Source organism: Anaeromassilibacillus sp. An200, assembly GCF_002160025.1.
In the GTDB taxonomy this organism is placed as follows: domain Bacteria; phylum Bacillota; class Clostridia; order Oscillospirales; family Acutalibacteraceae; genus Caccousia; species Caccousia stercoris.
Map to the genome: position 1 here is coordinate 16,026 of NZ_NFJU01000022.1, position 16,530 is coordinate 32,555.

The 16,530-nt window shown below is 57.6% G+C and carries 19 protein-coding genes; 11 read left to right on the forward strand and 8 right to left on the reverse strand.

The window, feature by feature from the left end:
* Nucleotides 1-59: 59 nt before the first annotated feature.
* The 5 genes from B5F35_RS11625 to B5F35_RS11640 all read left to right on the forward strand — a co-directional run bounded on the left by B5F35_RS11625 (nt 60) and on the right by B5F35_RS11640 (nt 3,140).
* Complete coding sequence (locus B5F35_RS11625) at nt 60-767, forward strand: FadR/GntR family transcriptional regulator (protein WP_087241147.1); 708 nt, start codon at nt 60-62, stop codon at nt 765-767.
* Between the two features lie 151 nt (nt 768-918).
* Nucleotides 919-1,122, forward strand: a complete 204-nt coding sequence (locus B5F35_RS18475) for a hypothetical protein (protein ID WP_140401210.1) — start codon at nt 919-921, stop codon at nt 1,120-1,122.
* The gene (locus B5F35_RS11630; protein WP_087241149.1) at nt 1,104-1,442 is read left to right on the forward strand and encodes a transketolase C-terminal domain-containing protein; all 339 of its coding nucleotides are present in this window, start codon (nt 1,104-1,106) and stop codon (nt 1,440-1,442) included. Before B5F35_RS18475 ends, B5F35_RS11630 begins: the two co-directional genes overlap by 19 nt.
* A gap of 9 nt (nt 1,443-1,451) precedes the next feature.
* Nucleotides 1,452-2,339, forward strand: a complete 888-nt coding sequence (gene garR, locus B5F35_RS11635) for a 2-hydroxy-3-oxopropionate reductase (RefSeq protein WP_087241151.1) — start codon at nt 1,452-1,454, stop codon at nt 2,337-2,339.
* A 12-nt stretch (nt 2,340-2,351) separates the two neighbouring features.
* The gene (locus tag B5F35_RS11640; RefSeq protein ID WP_087241153.1) at nt 2,352-3,140 is read left to right on the forward strand and encodes a sugar phosphate isomerase/epimerase family protein; all 789 of its coding nucleotides are present in this window, start codon (nt 2,352-2,354) and stop codon (nt 3,138-3,140) included.
* Between the two features lie 120 nt (nt 3,141-3,260).
* Here B5F35_RS11640 and rlmD read toward each other — a convergent pair whose 3' ends face one another.
* The 3 genes from rlmD to B5F35_RS11655 all read right to left on the reverse strand — a co-directional run bounded on the left by rlmD (nt 3,261) and on the right by B5F35_RS11655 (nt 6,854).
* On the reverse strand, nt 3,261-4,565 hold the full coding sequence (gene rlmD / locus B5F35_RS11645) for a 23S rRNA (uracil(1939)-C(5))-methyltransferase RlmD (RefSeq protein WP_087241155.1): 1,305 nt from the start codon (nt 4,563-4,565) through the stop codon (nt 3,261-3,263).
* Nucleotide 4,566: 1 nt separating this feature from the next.
* Nucleotides 4,567-4,947 carry a RidA family protein gene (locus B5F35_RS11650; RefSeq protein WP_087241157.1) on the reverse strand — a complete coding sequence of 127 codons (381 nt, stop codon included), beginning with the start codon at nt 4,945-4,947 and terminating at the stop codon, nt 4,567-4,569.
* A gap of 179 nt (nt 4,948-5,126) precedes the next feature.
* Nucleotides 5,127-6,854: a glycoside hydrolase family 2 protein gene (locus B5F35_RS11655; RefSeq protein ID WP_087241159.1), complete on the reverse strand. Its 1,728-nt coding sequence runs from the start codon at nt 6,852-6,854 to the stop codon at nt 5,127-5,129.
* 127 nt (nt 6,855-6,981) lie between these two features.
* Between B5F35_RS11655 and B5F35_RS11660 the strand changes: the two genes are divergently transcribed.
* A complete protein-coding gene (locus tag B5F35_RS11660; protein WP_087241161.1) occupies nt 6,982-7,812 on the forward strand; it encodes an AraC family transcriptional regulator in 831 nt (276 codons plus the stop codon).
* An 83-nt stretch (nt 7,813-7,895) separates the two neighbouring features.
* The gene (locus tag B5F35_RS11665; protein ID WP_087241163.1) at nt 7,896-8,747 is read left to right on the forward strand and encodes a DUF3737 family protein; all 852 of its coding nucleotides are present in this window, start codon (nt 7,896-7,898) and stop codon (nt 8,745-8,747) included.
* On the opposite strand, the gene B5F35_RS11670 is transcribed toward B5F35_RS11665, so the two are convergent.
* The 5 genes from B5F35_RS11670 to B5F35_RS18740 all read right to left on the reverse strand — a co-directional run bounded on the left by B5F35_RS11670 (nt 8,744) and on the right by B5F35_RS18740 (nt 10,868).
* A complete protein-coding gene (locus B5F35_RS11670) occupies nt 8,744-8,926 on the reverse strand; it encodes a cytidylate kinase family protein (protein ID WP_242969501.1) in 183 nt (60 codons plus the stop codon). The genes B5F35_RS11665 and B5F35_RS11670 overlap by 4 nt on opposite strands.
* Nucleotides 8,916-9,209: a hypothetical protein gene (locus B5F35_RS11675; RefSeq protein WP_442856466.1), complete on the reverse strand. Its 294-nt coding sequence runs from the start codon at nt 9,207-9,209 to the stop codon at nt 8,916-8,918. The genes B5F35_RS11670 and B5F35_RS11675 overlap by 11 nt, the downstream gene beginning before the upstream one ends.
* Before the next feature lie 103 nt (nt 9,210-9,312).
* Complete coding sequence (locus B5F35_RS11680; protein ID WP_087241165.1) at nt 9,313-9,744, reverse strand: MarR family winged helix-turn-helix transcriptional regulator; 432 nt, start codon at nt 9,742-9,744, stop codon at nt 9,313-9,315.
* Between the two features lie 226 nt (nt 9,745-9,970).
* Nucleotides 9,971-10,654 (reverse strand): TIGR00266 family protein, encoded by a 684-nt coding sequence (locus B5F35_RS11685; RefSeq protein WP_087241167.1) that lies wholly within the window; start codon nt 10,652-10,654, stop codon nt 9,971-9,973.
* Between the two features lie 73 nt (nt 10,655-10,727).
* Nucleotides 10,728-10,868, reverse strand: a complete 141-nt coding sequence (locus B5F35_RS18740; RefSeq protein ID WP_162611412.1) for a hypothetical protein — start codon at nt 10,866-10,868, stop codon at nt 10,728-10,730.
* A 463-nt stretch (nt 10,869-11,331) separates the two neighbouring features.
* Between B5F35_RS18740 and B5F35_RS11690 the strand changes: the two genes are divergently transcribed.
* From B5F35_RS11690 to B5F35_RS11705, 4 genes are all read left to right on the forward strand, one after another.
* Entirely contained in the window at nt 11,332-12,441 is a 1,110-nt protein-coding gene (locus tag B5F35_RS11690) for an LCP family protein (protein ID WP_087241169.1), read from the forward strand.
* A gap of 158 nt (nt 12,442-12,599) precedes the next feature.
* Nucleotides 12,600-14,543 (forward strand): methionine--tRNA ligase, encoded by a 1,944-nt coding sequence (gene metG, locus B5F35_RS11695; RefSeq protein WP_087241171.1) that lies wholly within the window; start codon nt 12,600-12,602, stop codon nt 14,541-14,543.
* A 100-nt stretch (nt 14,544-14,643) separates the two neighbouring features.
* Nucleotides 14,644-15,411 carry a TatD family hydrolase gene (locus B5F35_RS11700; protein WP_087241172.1) on the forward strand — a complete coding sequence of 256 codons (768 nt, stop codon included), beginning with the start codon at nt 14,644-14,646 and terminating at the stop codon, nt 15,409-15,411.
* A 35-nt stretch (nt 15,412-15,446) separates the two neighbouring features.
* Nucleotides 15,447-16,523 (forward strand): hypothetical protein, encoded by a 1,077-nt coding sequence (locus B5F35_RS11705; protein WP_087241174.1) that lies wholly within the window; start codon nt 15,447-15,449, stop codon nt 16,521-16,523.
* Nucleotides 16,524-16,530: the final 7 nt, after the last annotated feature.

Sequence of the window (16,530 nt, forward strand, 5' to 3'; positions counted from 1 at the left end):
CATCAACTTGTATGAAGTGTTATGTGATATATGATACATGGTAATAGAAAGGAATCAGAATGGATATCAGTGCGATTGACAGAAAAAAGGTCAGTGACGAAGTTTTTGAACAAATGAAAAAAATGATCTCCGATCAGGTATGGAAAGAAGGAGAGAAGATCCCATCCCAGCACGAGCTGCAAAACATGTTCAAAGTGAGCCGGGTTTCCATCCGTGAAGCGCTGAAAAAGCTCGAAAGCTATGGCATTATCGTAACGCAGCAGGGGCGGGGAAGCTTCGTCGTCCGCTTTGAGGATGCCGACTGGTTCGGTGATTCTGCCTTAAAGGTCTATCAAAATTCGGTGGACTCCAAGACCATCCGCGATTTCATGGAATTCCGCAGAATCATTGAGATTGAAAATGTAGCGCTCGCAGTGGAACGCGCAACACCGGAAGACATCCGGAAACTGGAGGAAAATTATCAGAATATGCTCGATGCCCGCGGGGATGTGCAGAAATTTTCAGATTATGACTTCAATTTCCATCAGCTTATCGCCTACACAACGCGCAACCTGATTCTGATTCGCTGCTACACGCTGGCTTTGACGTTCTTAAAGAAGGATTTTGACAGAGTGGTAAGAAAGGTTGGTATTGATAAAGGAACATACTACCACAAAGAGATTTTGAATGCAATCCGGGACCGTGATTCATCGAAAGCCAAAAAACTGATGGCGGAGCACCTGGAAGCTGCCAATTCTATTTTCTTCGATTCTGCCGACAATACCTGATTGCCGGCAGGAAGAAATTTTACCTCAACTTGTATGATATCATATAAGTTGATAAAAGGAGGCGCATAGGGAAGCATACTTTTTTATCCGTCAGGGGACAGAGGATCAACATATTTTTTATTTCTGAAAAGACAAATTTAAGGAGGATTGTATGATGAAGTTCAAGAAAGCGATCGCAATGTTGCTTGCAGGCGGATTGATCATGGGAAGCTTTTATGGCTGCGCTGACAGCAATTCCTCGTCCAGCGGAGGCACCAGCGGAACGTCTGATCAGGAAAACAGCACATCCCCTGAAACGGGAGAAAAAGCCAAGCTGCTTTATTCACAACGGGAATCATGGCTCATGAAGCGCTGAAAGCAGCTGAGATTCTGGACAGGGAAGGGATTTCCCTGCATGTCGTCCATCTGCCGGGAATCAAGCCGGTGAACAAGGAAGCCGTCATGCGGCAGGCCGCCGGAAAAAAGGCGGTGCTCGCCTGCGAGGAGCACTCCGTCAGGGGAGGGCTTTCCATGCTGATCAGCTATCTTTTCCGCAGGGAAACGATCCCCGTGGATTGTGTGGCGGTGATGGACGCCTTCGGGCAGTCCGCGGGCTCCTATGAGGAATTGATGGAATACTATGGACTCAACGCGGAGGCAGTCTGCCGCAAGGCGCGCGGGCTGCTTGGGAAGTGAGGGAAAAACATGAAAATCGGTTTTATTGGTTTGGGAATCATGGGGAAGCCGATGGCTCTGAACCTGATCAAAGCGGGCTGCTCCCTGTGTGTCTATGATATTGTTCCGGCGGCGGTTCAGGCTTTGCAGGAAGCCGGGGCGCAGGCCGCCGATTCACCCCGGGTCGTGGCGGAATGCTGCGATCTCATTCTGACGATGCTCCCGAATTCCCCCCATGTCAAAGAGGTGCTTTTGGGACAGAACGGCGTGCTGGAAGGCATGCGTCCCGGCACCCTGATCGTGGATATGAGCTCCATTGATCCGACCGCTTCCGTGGAGCTGGAAAAGGAAGTGGCCAAAAAAGGCGGAGACATGCTGGACGCGCCGGTCAGCGGCGGAGAACCCAAGGCAATCGACGCAACGCTCTCCTTCATGTGCGGAGGAAAGCCGGAAGCGTTTGAGCGCGCCAAGCCCATTCTGGAGAAAATGGGCGCGTCCGTGGTGCTGGTGGGCGGCATCGGAAGCGGAAACATGGCAAAGCTGGCCAATCAGATCATGGTGGCCTCCAATATCGCGGCGGTGTCGGAAGCGCTCACCCTGGCGGCAAAAGCCGGCGTAAGCCCCGACAGCGTTTACCGTGCCGTGCGCGGCGGATTGGCCGGCAGCACGGTTCTGGACGCGAAGGCCCCCATGATGCTCCAACGCAATTTTGCTCCGGGATTCCGCATTGAACTGCACATCAAGGATTTGACAAACGCGATGAACGCCGCACAGGCCGTCAGCATGGAGCTTCCGCTGACGGAGCTTGTGCTGGGAATGATGAAGCATCTGCGGGAAGAAGGGAAGGAAAAGCTGGATCACAGCGCCCTGGTGCAATACTATGAGGAGCTTGGAAATGTGGAAGTGAAGCCTCTATGAAGCTGGGATGCTGTGCTTGCGGATAAAGCGGATCCTGTGGGAAGAAAATATCTCCCGATGCTCAAGGAGCTGTCCTATGATTTTGTGGAGCTTCCCCTGGCGCAGGTGATGGACCTGTCCGAGGACGAATTTTCTTCGCTGGTGAACGAGCTGGACGATCGGAACCTCCCCTGTAAAAGCTGCAACAATTTTTTTCCGCAATCCGTGCGTTTGACAGGTGAGCATACAGCGTCCCCGGCAGTCATCCAGCAGTATATTGAGCGCTCCCTGCGGCGGGCTTCCCGTCTGGGGGCGGAAAAGGTAGTCTTTGGAAGCTCCGGAGCCAAAAACATTCCCGCAGGCTTCCCTTATGAAAAAGCATACCAACAGGTGGTGGAGGTGATGAGGCAGGCGGCCCCTGTCGCGGGAGATCTCGGCATTGCCATCGCTTTGGAGCCTCTGAACCGCACGGAAAGCAACCTGATCCTGAACCTGACGGAAAGCATACAGCTGATGGAGGACATCGATTCCCCCCATGTCCGCCTGATGCTGGATTATTACCACTTTGTGCTGGAAAACGACAGCATGGAAACCTTGTGCGCGCATGCAAAGGAATTGATCCATGTGCACCTGGCGTCTCCGGCAGAGAGAAGGGTTCCGGATTTGGGAGATATCGCGATTGTTTACCTTTTGGAACAGCTTGGATACCATGGAGAAGTCAGCATTGAAGCGTTCTCGGACGATCCTTATGACGACTTGGCCGCGGCACGCAAGCTATTCCCCGGGAAACTGTACTGCAAGCAGAGCGCTTGCGGCGCATGACACAGGTGCAGCCCGGCCTGTGTCCATCGTCAGGGCAACAAAAGGCGGAGCCAGCCTTTGACAGGTTAGCTCCGCCTTTTTGCAGGCCGAAAACACGGAAAACATCAGATGCAGTATGGGTTACGCTCTCTGCCCTGCCCCTGTCTCCCGCCGGGTCAGACTCACGATATTTTCGCAATGATGCGTCCACGGAAACATGTCCACGGGCTGGGCGCGCTCGGCGCGGTAACCGTGGGACGTGAGATACGCGAGATCGCGCGCCTGCGTCTCCGGGTTGCACGAAATATAGACAACACGCGAGGGAGCGGCCTGACAGACGGCGGCAAGGAATTCGCGGCTGCTGCCCGCGCGCGGCGGATCCATCAGCACCACGTCGATCTTCTCTCCGGCTCCGGCGGTCTCCCGCAGGAATTCCCCGGCGTCCCCGGCATAAAAGCGCGCGTTTTTCACACCGTTGCGCCGGGCGTTCTCGGCAGCGTCCCGCGCGGCGGCGGGATTCAGCTCCACGCCAATCACCTTCCCCGCCTTTGCACTCGCGGCCAGGCCAATCGTCCCCACGCCGCAGTAAGCATCCAGCACCGTCTCTGTGCCGGTGAGCTGTGCCATCTCGATCGCGGCACGGTACAGACGCTCCGTCTGCACCGGGTTCACCTGATAGAACGACGAAGCCGAAATGCGGAACCGAAGTCCGCACAGCTCGTCCTCGATCGTGCCGGGGCCGTACAGCGTCTGCTCCTCGTCCCCCAGCACCATGCTGGTGCGCTTGCGGTTGATGTTCAGCACGACCGTCGTGATCTCCGGATGCAGCTTCAAAAGCGCGCGGATAAAATTGTTCTTCGCGGGCAGCACGGGCGTGCCGGTGACAAGAGCGACCAGATACCGGCCCGTCGCGTAGCCCCGGCGCACCAGCACATGGCGCAGCACGCCGCGCTGGGTGTCCTCGTTGTACGGCACGATGTGGAACTTCGGCAAAAGGGCGCGGATATCCGCGATGATCCGCCCGGCGTTCTCATCCTCAATCCGGCAGTGGTCCACCGGGATAATGTGGTGCGTGCTCGACTGGTAGATCCCGCAGACAAATTTTCCGCGCACCACGCCGAAGGCCGCCTGCACCTTGCAGCGGTAGTGATACGGCTCATCCATGCCCAAAATGGGCGCAACGGAACAGAACCGGCCGATCAGCCGCTCGATGAGCCGCTGCTTCCACCGGAGCTGATCCGGGTATTCGAGATTCTGAAGCTGGCAGCCGCCGCATTTGCGTGAATAGGGGCACCGCTCGCTCCGGGGACGCTGCACGGCAAAACCGGCGGCGGGCTGGCGCTGCTCCGGCTTCTGCCCGGAACGTGCGGCGTGTTCCGGGCGGCGGGTACTGTGGGCGGCGGGCTTGCGGCGGGCAGGCTTTTTCCCTTCAGCCTGTTTTCTCATCTCAGCCCTTTACGGCCACGGCCTCAGCCTCAAAGAGCGCACCCTTCGGCAGAGCGGCCACCTGCACGCAGGAGCGGGCCGGGAAATTGGAGGTGAAGAAACGGGCGTATACCTCGTTGACGGCGGCGAAATCGTTCATATCCGCGAGAAACACGGTGGTTTTCACCACATCGCTGTAATCCATCCCGGCGGTTTTCAGGATCTCCCCGAGATTCTTCAGGCCCTGCTCCGCCTGCTCCGTGACGGAAGAAGCAAGCGCGCCCGTGGCCGGATCCAGGCCGAGCTGGCCGGAAATATAAAGCGTATTCCCCGCGAGAACGGCGTGCGAGTACGGGCCGAGGGCGGCGGGGGCATTCTGTGCGGCGATTATTTTATTGCTCATGGTAAAACTCCTCCTGGCAAGGTTTTTCCTTTATTATAGCATCTCCCCCGCACGACCGCAATGCGCGGGGCGCAAAAAGCCCCGGGCCGCGCCTTTCCGGCGTGGATCCCAGGGGCTTTTTGTGCTATGATGGAGGAAGCGGCGGGACAATGCCCGCACGGTATGGCTTTGCCTGTATGTTACGCCTTTTCGCAGGCGGCGGCGCGGCTGTTGATCGCCGCGAAAATCTTCATATCAAACTTCGGCTTGCGGTCGTAGGTATACAGGCCGTTGGTCTCCTGCTCCACGTCGTAGAGCTGCGTATAACAGAAGCCAAACATATTCGGGTTGTCGAGAAGCGCGTCCGTCAGGCCGCGGTAGCGGGAGATAAACTCCTCCTCCGTCTGCGGGCCCTGTCCATAGCCCCAGGCCTTTTCCACATCCCCGCCGGGATTCCACTTGATGCCGCCGTACTCACTGACAAACATCGGCAGGCCCTTCGTGTACTGCTGACGGCCGTATTGCTGGTGCACATCGTAAAAATCTCCGCCCGTGCGGAAGGCTTCGTAATGCTCCGCGAACGCAGCCGGATCCTGCTCATAATCGTGCACATCGTAAATGTCGGTGACAACATGGTAGTTGCCGCTGGTGTCGATGCAGGGACGCGTGGGGTCAAGCAGCTTTGTGACACGGTAAATCATGGCCAGCGTCGCGCCGATCTGCTTCCTGCCGTCGCGGTCCCACGTCTCGTTGAACGGGCACCAACCGACAATCGCGGGATGGTTGAAATCGCGCGTCACCGCGTCAAGCCATTCGCCCTGGAACGCCTCGAGCGCCGCCGGATCGGCGAGATCCAAGCCCCAGTTGGCCATCTCACCCCAGGCCAGATAGCCGAAACGATCGCAGTGATAGAGGAAACGCGGCTCAAACACCTTCTCATGCAGGCGCGCGCCGTTAAAGCCGGCGGCAAAGCTCAGCTCGATGTCGCGCACCAGCGCGGCCTCGTCGGGAGCGGTGTAGATGCCGTCCGGGTAGAAGCCCTGATCCAGCACCAGACGCTGGAACACCGGACGTCCGTTGAGTAAAACGCGCATGCCGTCGATGCGCACCTCGCGCATGCCGGCATAGCTCTTCACCTCGTCCTCCCCGAAACGGAGGGTCAAATCGTAGAGATTGCCCTGTCCCACATCCCAGAGATGCGTTTCCGCAAGAGCGATCGTCACGCAGGCCGTGCCGTTCTCGGCGCGCACACTGGCTTCCCCGCAGGGACGGCCCTCAAACGACGATTGCACGGAGAATTCTCCCGCCCCGCACAGCTGAGCCTGCACCGTCAGCGTCCCGGCGGCGATGTTCGGGAAATACTGGACGGACTTGATGTAGGAAAACGGCACAAACTCCAGCCACACCGTCTGCCAGATGCCGGTGGTGCGGGTGTAGTCACAGTCGTGGGAATAGAAAAGCTCGCTCTGCTTGCCGTGCGGCTGCGCGCCGTGGCGGTTGTCGTCGGCGGCGTAGACGGTCAGGCGGTTTTCGCCCTCGGCGCACAGTTCCGTGATATCATAGCAGAACGACGTATAGCCGCCGCGGTGCGTGCCCGCCGGCTTTCCGTTGATAAACACGCGGGATTCATAGTCGACCGCGCCGAAGTGCAGCAGCACACGCCCGGCCAGCTGCTCCTTCGTCACGGAGAATGTGCGCAGATACCACACAGCGGGGATAAAGTCCTTGTATCCGATGCCGCTGAGAGCGCTTTCCGGGCAGAACGGGACGGTGATTGTCCGGTCGAGCGCTTCGCGCTCCTCAAACCGGCGGTCCAGCCCGCTCATGCCAAAATCAAAAGCAAACTGCCACTCGCCATTTAAATTTTCCCAGTTCTTCCGCTCAAACTGCGGCTGGGGATGTTCCGGTCTTGGGATTCTGTTTTCCATTGCCTGCTCCTCCTTGGTCGCACAACGATTGCGGGCGCGTCCGCGCCCTTAATTTCTGCCCTTAGTATACCGCCGCGCACGTGCCGTGCCAATACAGAAAAAAAGCAGCAAAGTGAGGATTTCACGCATGAGGGAAAAGCTTCTCAGCTTCCTGCCCGATCAGTTCCCGGAGCCGGACGCTTTCTTTGTGGAGCTGACGGGGATCACATACCCCGATCCGCGCTACCGGATCGACCGCGACCGCTCGCCGGTGCTCTGCCTGGAATATGTGATCGCGGGGCGCGGCCATGTCGAAGTGGGAGGGAGGTCGTTCGATCCGCAGGCGGGAGACGTATACCTGCTGCCTATGGGCCTGCACCACCGCTACCGCTCGGATCCCGCCGATCCGTGGAAAAAAATCTGGATGAACGTGCGCGGTACGCTGTGCGCCGATCTGCTGCGCGCGTACCGGCTGGGGGAGACGTACCATGTGCCCGCCTGCCCGCTGCTGCCGCTGTTTGAAGAATTTGTCTCCGTCTGCGCCGGGCCGCCCGCCGATCCGTGGGAGCTCGAGCGCCGCTGCTCCCTCCTTTTGCACGACATCCTTTCTCGCGTGCGCGCTTCCCTCTCCATCCTGCCGGACAGCCCGCCCGGCCCGGCGGAGCAGGCCCGGGAGCTGCTGGACCGCTCGCTGTATGAGCCGGTCACGGTGGACGATCTGGCCGCCGCCGTGGGGCTGTCCCCCTCCCAGCTCACGCGGGTCTTTTCGGCACGCTTCGGCGTAACGCCCTACCGCTATCTGCTTTCCCGCCGCCTGGAAACAGCGCGCCTGCTTCTGCGCGGCACAGCCCTGCCTGTGCGGGAGATCGCCTTCCGGCTGTGTTTCTCAGACGAGCACTATTTCTCCTCCCTCTTCCGCCGCAAGACAGGACAAACGCCCTCGGCATACCGGCGGGACCCCGAAGGAAAAATTTTATAAAAAACGCGGGATCCTCTTGACTTGGAGTGCACTCCATATCTTATACTGGGATCATCACAACAGCAAAAGAGGTCGGACAACGCATGACGATAACAAAAACCATCGAAGGAAAAACATTTGACGAGGAGCGCGCGCTGTACCATCTGATGAACACGCGCGTGGAGCGCTGCACGTTTGCAGGCCCGGCGGACGGAGAATCCGCCCTCAAGGAGCCGCGCGATGTGGAGGTGGCGGACTGCCATTTCTCCCTGCGCTACCCGCTGTGGCACGCAAAGGGCTTTTCGCTCTCCTCCTCCGTGCTCGACGGCGGCACCCGCGCGCCGATCTGGTATGCCTCCGAGGGCATGATCGACGGCTGCACGATCGAGGGTGTAAAATGCCTGCGCGAGTGCGGCAGCATCCAGGTGCAGAACTGCCGGATCACCTCCCCGGAATTTGGCTGGAAGTGCCGCGGCCTTGCCCTGCGGGACAACGTGATTACATCGGAATATTTCCTGCTCGACAGCAGCGGAATTGAGATCGAAAACCTGGAGCTGCACGGCAAATATTCCTTCCAGTACACAAACGGCGTACATATCAGCCACTCCAACCTGGACACCAAGGACGCCTTCTGGCACAGCTGCGGCGTCACGGTGGAGGACAGCATCGTGCGCGGCGAATACCTGGGCTGGTTTTCGCAGAACCTCACACTCATCCGCTGCCATATCATCGGCACCCAGCCGCTGTGCTACTGCGAAAACCTGCGCCTCATCGACTGCACGATGGAGGGCACGGATCTCTCGTTTGAATATTCCAACGTTCACGCCACCGTCAACGGCCGCATTGAATCGGTGCGCAGCCCGCGTTCCGGCGTGATTGAGGCGGATGAGATTGGCGAGATCCTCCATGACGCCGACGTGATGGAATCCAAGTGTGAAATTAAAATCCGGTCTTAATAAATTCCTTTTATGATCTCCACACACCGGTCGATCCCAAGGGTTCCGCTGTTGAGCGTGAGATCATAGTTCTGTGCATGGCCCCATTTCATATCGGTATAGAACCGGTGATAGGCCGCCCGGCGTTTGTCCTTGTCCCGAATCCGCTGCTCGGGAGATTCCTCCCGCTCACCGTACACCTTGACAATGCGTTCCGCACGGAAGGCGATATCCGCGTGGATGAATACCTTCGTTGCCGATCATCATGGCCAAGGCCAGAGCGATGATGGTGATGGGAAATACAATATTGGTGGCTCCGTTGCCCTGATACCCCACACCGTTGCCGATGAAAATCTGATCGACAATGTTATAAAGGGAATTGACCAGCAGCGCAATCACGCTGGGGACGGCAAACTTAACAATGAGCTTTCCGATCGGCTCCGTGGCAAAGGGGCTCCGTTTTTCGGACACTACTGCTTCCATGGGAATACATACCTCCTGAATAAAGTAACTTGTTACCTATTAAGACAGAAAGAATGCAGCAGACTGAAAGAAGGCTTTCAGCATACTGCACGGAGCACACCGTTTATTCTGTATCAATGCCTTTTACAATGATATCGGTCAGCTGATTGAGGATTTGCCGCTGTTCCTGCGTCAGGCTTGCGCATAATTCTTCAAAAACTTCCCTGTCGTGTTCCAGAATCATTTGATGAATTCCCGCGGACTGTTCTGTGCAGCTAATTTTTTTGTATCTCCTGTCCTGTTCACTGGGAACACACCGGACAACTCCCTTTCGCTCCAAATGCTGGATATGCTTTGTCATGGCCGGATGAGTGATATGCTCCAGCCGCTCCAAATCATTCTGATGGATCTCGGTTTCCCCGGCGGCCTCCAGACGGCTGATAGAGCCAAGTATGCGCAGCTGCACCGACGTCAGCCCCATATCGCGGGCTTTCTCATCCAACCTCTTGCGAAATTCCCGATTGATGATGGCGATTTTCAAACCAAATGGCATCATAACCAAACACTCCTGCTTCCTTTTTCAATAGGTAACTAATTACTTAGTTTACGCTTTTTTTCCTGTTTGTCAAGTGTTCTTTTCGGTTGCGTACAGCTGAAATGGTATCCATGCGATCCCCTCCTGGAAGCTGTTTATTTTAGAAACAATAAAAACCGAAGGGTTTGAATGGCAACAACTTCAAACCCTTCGGTTCTTGCATATTTAAGGTTTTGCAGAATCCCTTTTAATTGCTCCCTGTGTTGAAGAAGGGGGCAAGAGCTGCGGCGACGCCGCTGACGGGCATGGTCTGCAAAAGCACGCGGCCGGGGCCGGTGACGATGGTGTTGAACGCTCCTTCGCCGCCAAACAGCATGTTTTTCACACCTTTGACAGCCTTCACATCGATCGAACAGGTCGCATCACACATGGCAAGGTTGCCGGTGTCAACGACAAGACTCTGGCCGGGAGCGAGATCATACTCCACAGCGTACCCATCGATCTCGAGGAACGCGAGGCCCTGCCCGGACAGCTTCTGCATGATGAAGCCTTCGCCGCCGAAAAAGCCCGCGCCCACCCTCTTCTGGAAAAAGATCGAGAGATCCACGCCGCGTTCCGAAGCCAGAAAGCCATTCTTCTGCACAATGACGGGACGCTCAGGTGTAATCTCCACCGCACGGATCGCTCCCGGGAAGCTGGAAGCAAAAGCAATCATGCCGGGGCCTCCCTCGGCGGTGAAGGAATTCTGGAACATGGAATCACCGGAAAGCAGGCGGCCGAAGGCTTTTCCCAGCCCTCCGTTGGAGCCCGTCTCCATGCGCATGTTCGGGCTCATCCAGACCATGGAACCCTTCTCGGTGATCATGGACTCTCCCACTTCGAGATCGCAGATGACAACAGGGGTCGGTTCTCCTACAATGTTATAACGCATCTTTTTTCCTCCTTATTCATCTGCACATGGACTTCTCCGGCGCTTTCCGACACCTTCCCGCCCGTGTGCTTTTTCACAGAAACACCGCGGAGAGGGCAATCGAACCCAGCATCAGCAGGGCGATCGCTCCCGCCACAATGCGCACAAACAGCGTGCGCTTATCCACATGGCGCCGTCTCACTGGGACCGCCGCGCCCTTTTTCGGCTTGCTCATTGTTTTCCCGCCTTTCTGAAAGCCACACAGGGGGCGTTTTCCGACACTTCTCCCCAGCCGGCTTCTCTTATTTTTTATAGTAGCATTTTTCTGCGGTAAAGATCAAGCCAGCTTGGAAAAGAGTTTCTCGGTTTAGCAAAGCGTTTAAATCTTGAGCCTTATGTGGAGGTCCGAAAAAATCGCTGCGCTCTTTTTTCTAGCTTTTCTACGGCTTTGCAAAATTTTTATGGGGCTCTGCCCCAAACCCCGCAGCCTTTTGTAAAAGGCTGGCGAAAACTTCATGTTTGCACTTTTTTAAATTTGTGACAATCTGTTTTCCTTTTCCTGAAACCTTTTGCGGGGGCTTGTGCGTCTTACTCTTATGGCGTTGTGTTCGCTTGACTTTCGGAATAAAATCCCCTAGAATGGAAACCGTATCCCACAGGACGGGAAACGGCCCGCCGGGGAAACGGAGGAAGAAAAAATGGCAGGAAAACAAACCGGATCGCGTTCCCGGCCGCCGCAGCGTCCCAGACGGGCAGGCGGCGGGGAAATCGACCGTTATCATTATGTGGACCGCGATATCTACAGCCGCAGTGACCGCCGCGTTTCCACAGCCTCCCACACCGCGAAAAAAAAGAAGAAGAAAAAGAAGAAGGGAAGCGCCGGAAAGCGCTTTTTTACCGTTATCCTGGTGCTCTTGACACTGTGCGCACTGTTTTATCTCGGCTTTACCCTGGCGCTGTCCCGGCTGGATCGGCCGGAGATCGACACCAAGCAGTATGAGGAACAGCCGAGCGCCGCGCCCGCGTGGAGCGTGCTGGAGGATTCGAGCGTCATCAACATCCTGCTGATCGGCAAGGATAAGGGCGACGACGGCATGTCCAGCCGATCGGACACGTCCATGCTCGTCTCCATCGACACGAAAAACAAGCAGCTCAAGCTCACCTCGTTTTTGCGGGATATGTACCTTGAGATTCCGACGGTCGGCCAGTCCCGCCTGAACGCGGCTTATGCCAACGGCGGCGCGGCACTGACGATGCAGACGCTCGAAAACAATTTCCGCGTGAACATCGACAAATATATTGAGATTGATTTCGAAAACTTTGCCGCCGTCATTGACAAAATGGGCGGTATCGACATTGATATGAACGCCGCCGTCGCCGCCGAGGGCAACAAAAACATCGGCAGCCACTGGACGGAGGGCGTGAACCATCTCAGCGGCGAGGAAGCTCTCTATTATGCGCGCATCCGCGCCACGGACAGCGACTTCGGCCGCACGGGCCGCCAGCGTCAGGTGGTGGAGGCGATGCTGGCACGCTTCAAGCAGCTTGGCATCACGGAAATGAGCACTGTCGCCTTCGACTATCTCCCCTACGTCACAACGAATCTTTCCGATACGGACATCCTCTATCTCGCGTCAATTGCTCCGCAGGTGCTCAATTATGAGCAGGTGACGATGCATGTGCCGAATGACGGGACGTATGAGGATCTCACGCTCCCGAGCGGCGCGCGCGTGCTCGGTGTGGACGTGGAGGAAAACAGCCGCCTGCTGCGGGAATTTTTGTACGGCACATCCGCTCCCACGGAATAAGGCCCATTTCACCCGATTTTTGCGGCGTGCTCTTGCACCGCGCCGGGATTTATTGTAAAATAGAAGAAGTTACCGAGTTCCGCGGCCCGGCTGTTTCCTTTCGCCGGGCCGCGTCCGCATCCCCGGAAAAATTCCGATCTGTTGGAGGGTTCATCATTATGGAGAAAAAGACGTTCTACATCACGACTCCCATCTATTATCCCTCGGGCAACGCGCACATCGGCCACAGCTACTGCACCGTGGCCAGCGACGCGATCGCCCGCTACCGCCGAATGCAGGGGTATGACGTGATGTTCCTCACCGGCACGGACGAGCACGGCCTGAAAATCGAGCAGAAGGCCGAGGCCGAGGGCGTGACCCCCAAGCAGTATGTCGATAAGATTGTGGCCAACTTCCAGAAGCTGTGGAAGCTGCTGAACATCAGCAACGACCGCTTCATCCGCACCACGGACGACTACCACGTCAAGGCCGTGCAGAAGATCTTCCGCGAACTCTACGATCGCGGCGATATCTACAAGGGAAAATACGACGGCTGGTACTGCACCCCCTGCGAGTCCTTTTGGACCGAAACGCAGCTCAAGGACGGCAAATGCCCGGACTGCGGCCGCGAGGTCAAGTGGGCCGAGGAGGAAGCATATTTCTTCCGTCTCTCCAAGTATGCCGACCGCATTTTGAAGCTCTATGAGGAGCATCCGGAATTCATTCAGCCCGAAAGCCGCAAGAACGAGATGATCGCGTTCATCAAACAGGGCCTCCAGGATCTGTGCGTCTCCCGGACAAGCTTCACCTGGGGCATCCCGGTGGACTTTGATCCAAAGCATGTTGTCTATGTGTGGGTGGATGCGCTGACCAACTATATCACCGCCATGGGCTACGGCTCGGACGACGATTCCGATTACAAGAAATACTGGCCTGCCGACGTGCATTTTGTCGGCAAGGAAATTGTGCGCTTCCACACGATCATCTGGCCCGCCATGCTGATGGCGCTCGATCTGCCGCTGCCGAAGCAGGTGTACGGCCACGGCTGGCTGCTCTTCGGCGACGGCACAAAGATGAGCAAATCGAAGGGCAACGTCGTCGACCCGAATATCCTCTGCGAGCGGTACGGCGTGGACGCGATCCGCTACTTCCTGCTGCGCGAGATCCCCTTCGGCGCGGACGGTGTGTTCACGAACGAGGCTCTGATCGCCCGCATCAACTCGGATCTGGCGAACGACCTCGGCAACCTCGTTTCCCGCACAACGGCGATGGTGCAGAAATATTTCGGCGGCCATATCCCGGAGCAGCGCGAGAGCGAGCCGATCGATGAGGAGCTGATCGCCATGGCTTCCGCCCTGCGCGAAAAGTGCGACAAGGCGATCGACGGCTACCAGTTCTCCGCCGCGCTGACGGAAATCTGGAAGCTTGTCGCCCGCAGCAACAAATATATTGATGAGACCATGCCCTGGGCGCTCGGCAAGGACGAAGCAAAACGCGACCGTCTCGCCGCCGTGATGTACAATCTGTGCGAAGCCCTGCGCATTGTCTCGATTCTCATCACCCCCTTCCTGCCGGACACCGCTCCGCGCATCCAGAAGCAGCTCGGCCTTTCCGCGGAGTCGCTGACGTATGAGTCCGCCGCCGTGTGGGGCGTGACTCCCGCCTCTGCTGTGGTGGAGAAGGGCGAAACACTCTTCCCGCGCATCGATGTGGACAAGGAGATCGAGGAGCTCAACGCCCTGATCCCGAACCCGATGGAGGAAAAGGCGGAGGAGAAAAAGCCGAAGATCGAGGGCCTGGCGCAGATCGGCATTGACGATTTCGCGAAGGTGGAGCTGCGCGCCGCGAAGGTTGTGGCCTGCGAGCCGATCAAAAAGGCCAAGAAGCTTTTGAAGCTGACGCTCGACGACGGCGAAGGAGAGCGCACCGTGGCCTCCGGCATTGCGAAATGGTACAAGCCCGAGGATCTGATCGGCCGCACCGTTGTGCTGGTGGCAAACCTCAAGCCCGCCACGCTCTGCGGTGTGGAGAGCCAGGGCATGATCCTGGCCGCCGACGCGGGTGAGGACGATGTGCGCGTCATCTTCCTGGAGGGTGTGCCCGCCGGATCGTCCATTCACTGACCCAAACCATACGCGGAGGACAGCCGCACCGCAGAACCCGGACAGGAGCGGCGGGCTGTCCCCCGCTTTTTCATTTCTGCCGGGAAAGGAGAAAACTCCCATGCAAATTTTTGATTCCCACGCTCACTATGATGCCAACGCCTTCCGCGCGGATCGCGAGGAGGTTGTGGCTTCCCTGCCGGACAAGGGCGTGTGCGGCATTATCAACTGCGGAGCCAGCATGCAGGGCTGCTATGACAGCATCGCGCTGGCGGAGGGCTATCCGCACGTGTACGCCGCCGTCGGCCTGCATCCCGAGGATCTTCTGGACGCTCCGCAGGACTGGCTGAAGCAGGTCGAACAGCTGCTCTCCCATCCGAAGGCCGTTGCCGTGGGGGAGATCGGGCTGGACTATTACTGGAAGGAGAACGCCCCCCGCGAGGTGCAGCAGGCCGCCTTCGCCGCACAAATGGAGCTGGCTGCCGCTCATGATCTGCCCGTCATCATCCACGACCGCGACGCGCACGGCGACACGATGGAACTGCTCCGCCGCCACCGCCCGCGCGGCGTGCTGCACTGCTTTTCCGGCAGCGTGGAGATGATGCGGGAAGCCGTCAGCCTTGGCCTGTACATCGGCCTGGGCGGGGCCGTCACGTTCAAGAATGCCCGTGTTCCGCTGGAGGTCGCGCGTGAGGTGCCGCTGGACCGCCTGCTGACGGAAACCGACTGCCCCTACATGGCGCCCGTCCCCTTCCGGGGCAAGCGGTGCGATTCTACGATGATCGCCTACACAGCGGCTAAAATCGCGGAGGTGCGCGGCATCACCGCCGCCGAGGTGCTGGAAGCAGGCGTGCGCAACGCGCGCGAGCTGTTTGGCATTTCCGGCTGACGCACAGCATCACCGTTGGAGGGAGAGAACATCAAATGAACGCCATTCGGGAATGGATGGACAAACCGCTGTCCACCACGGAAATTATCATCATTCTGGCGGTTCTGGTATTTCTTTTGTTTTTAATTATTCAGATTGACAAGTGGCGCACCCACCAAAAAAGCAAAAAATTTATCCGCCGGCACCCGGACGCGGCTTTGATCCTTCTGGCGGCGGAGGATAAGCCCGTTTCGCGCGCGGTGCTCAACGTACTGGAGGGAGAGGCCTCCTCTCCTTTCCCGGTTCCGGCCTCCCAGCGGCCGGACGGGAAACGCGGGCTTGCCTTTTACGCCGCGCCCGGCCCGGTTTCCGTCAACCTCATGCTGTCTCACGCCAAGGACAGCGACGGGCGTTCCTCGACAGCCAACCGTCTTTCGCTGACGGCTGAGGCAAACGCTTCCTATCTGGCTCTTCTGGACAACATGGGCCATATTCGCCTTTCTCTGCTCAAAGGGAACAACCCCAATTTCCAGGCCTCACAGGAACCTTCCAAGTCCGAAACGGAACCGAAGCACACCTACCCCCATACACAGCCCCGCTTCACGAATCCGGTCATGAACTATTGCATCCAGGAGGAAAAGCGCATTATCATCTGCTGCTTTCTGCTTCTGTTTCCGCTGGGATATCTGGCCGGCATACGGGCGCTTCCCTGGTTTTCTTTCCTGATCCCCGTGGCGCTGTTCTTTGTGGCCATCCTGCGGGCATTTTTCATGGGATCCCGTCCGTTCCGGCAAACGCTTGAAAAGCTGCCGGACCAGCGCAAGGAAAAAATCTGGCTTTCCTTTGCCAGGCCGCATCCCATTTACAAGCTGTTTTCGGGCGACGTTCATCTTTTCCCGGACTGCCTGATCTGCCGGTATGGAGGAAAGCTTTTCCTGATCCCGATGGAGAGCATCACGAGCGCCCAGACGATGCGGGGAAAGCAAGCCCTCTATTTTGTCACAACGCTGGTGCTCCAAACGGACACGGGCCGCCGCCATTCGCTGGAATTCAGCGGCAGGCATCAGGACGAGCTTTCCCCGGTTCTGTCGTGGATCCGGGAACACAATCCCAACATCGTCGTTTCTGACTGAATCACCC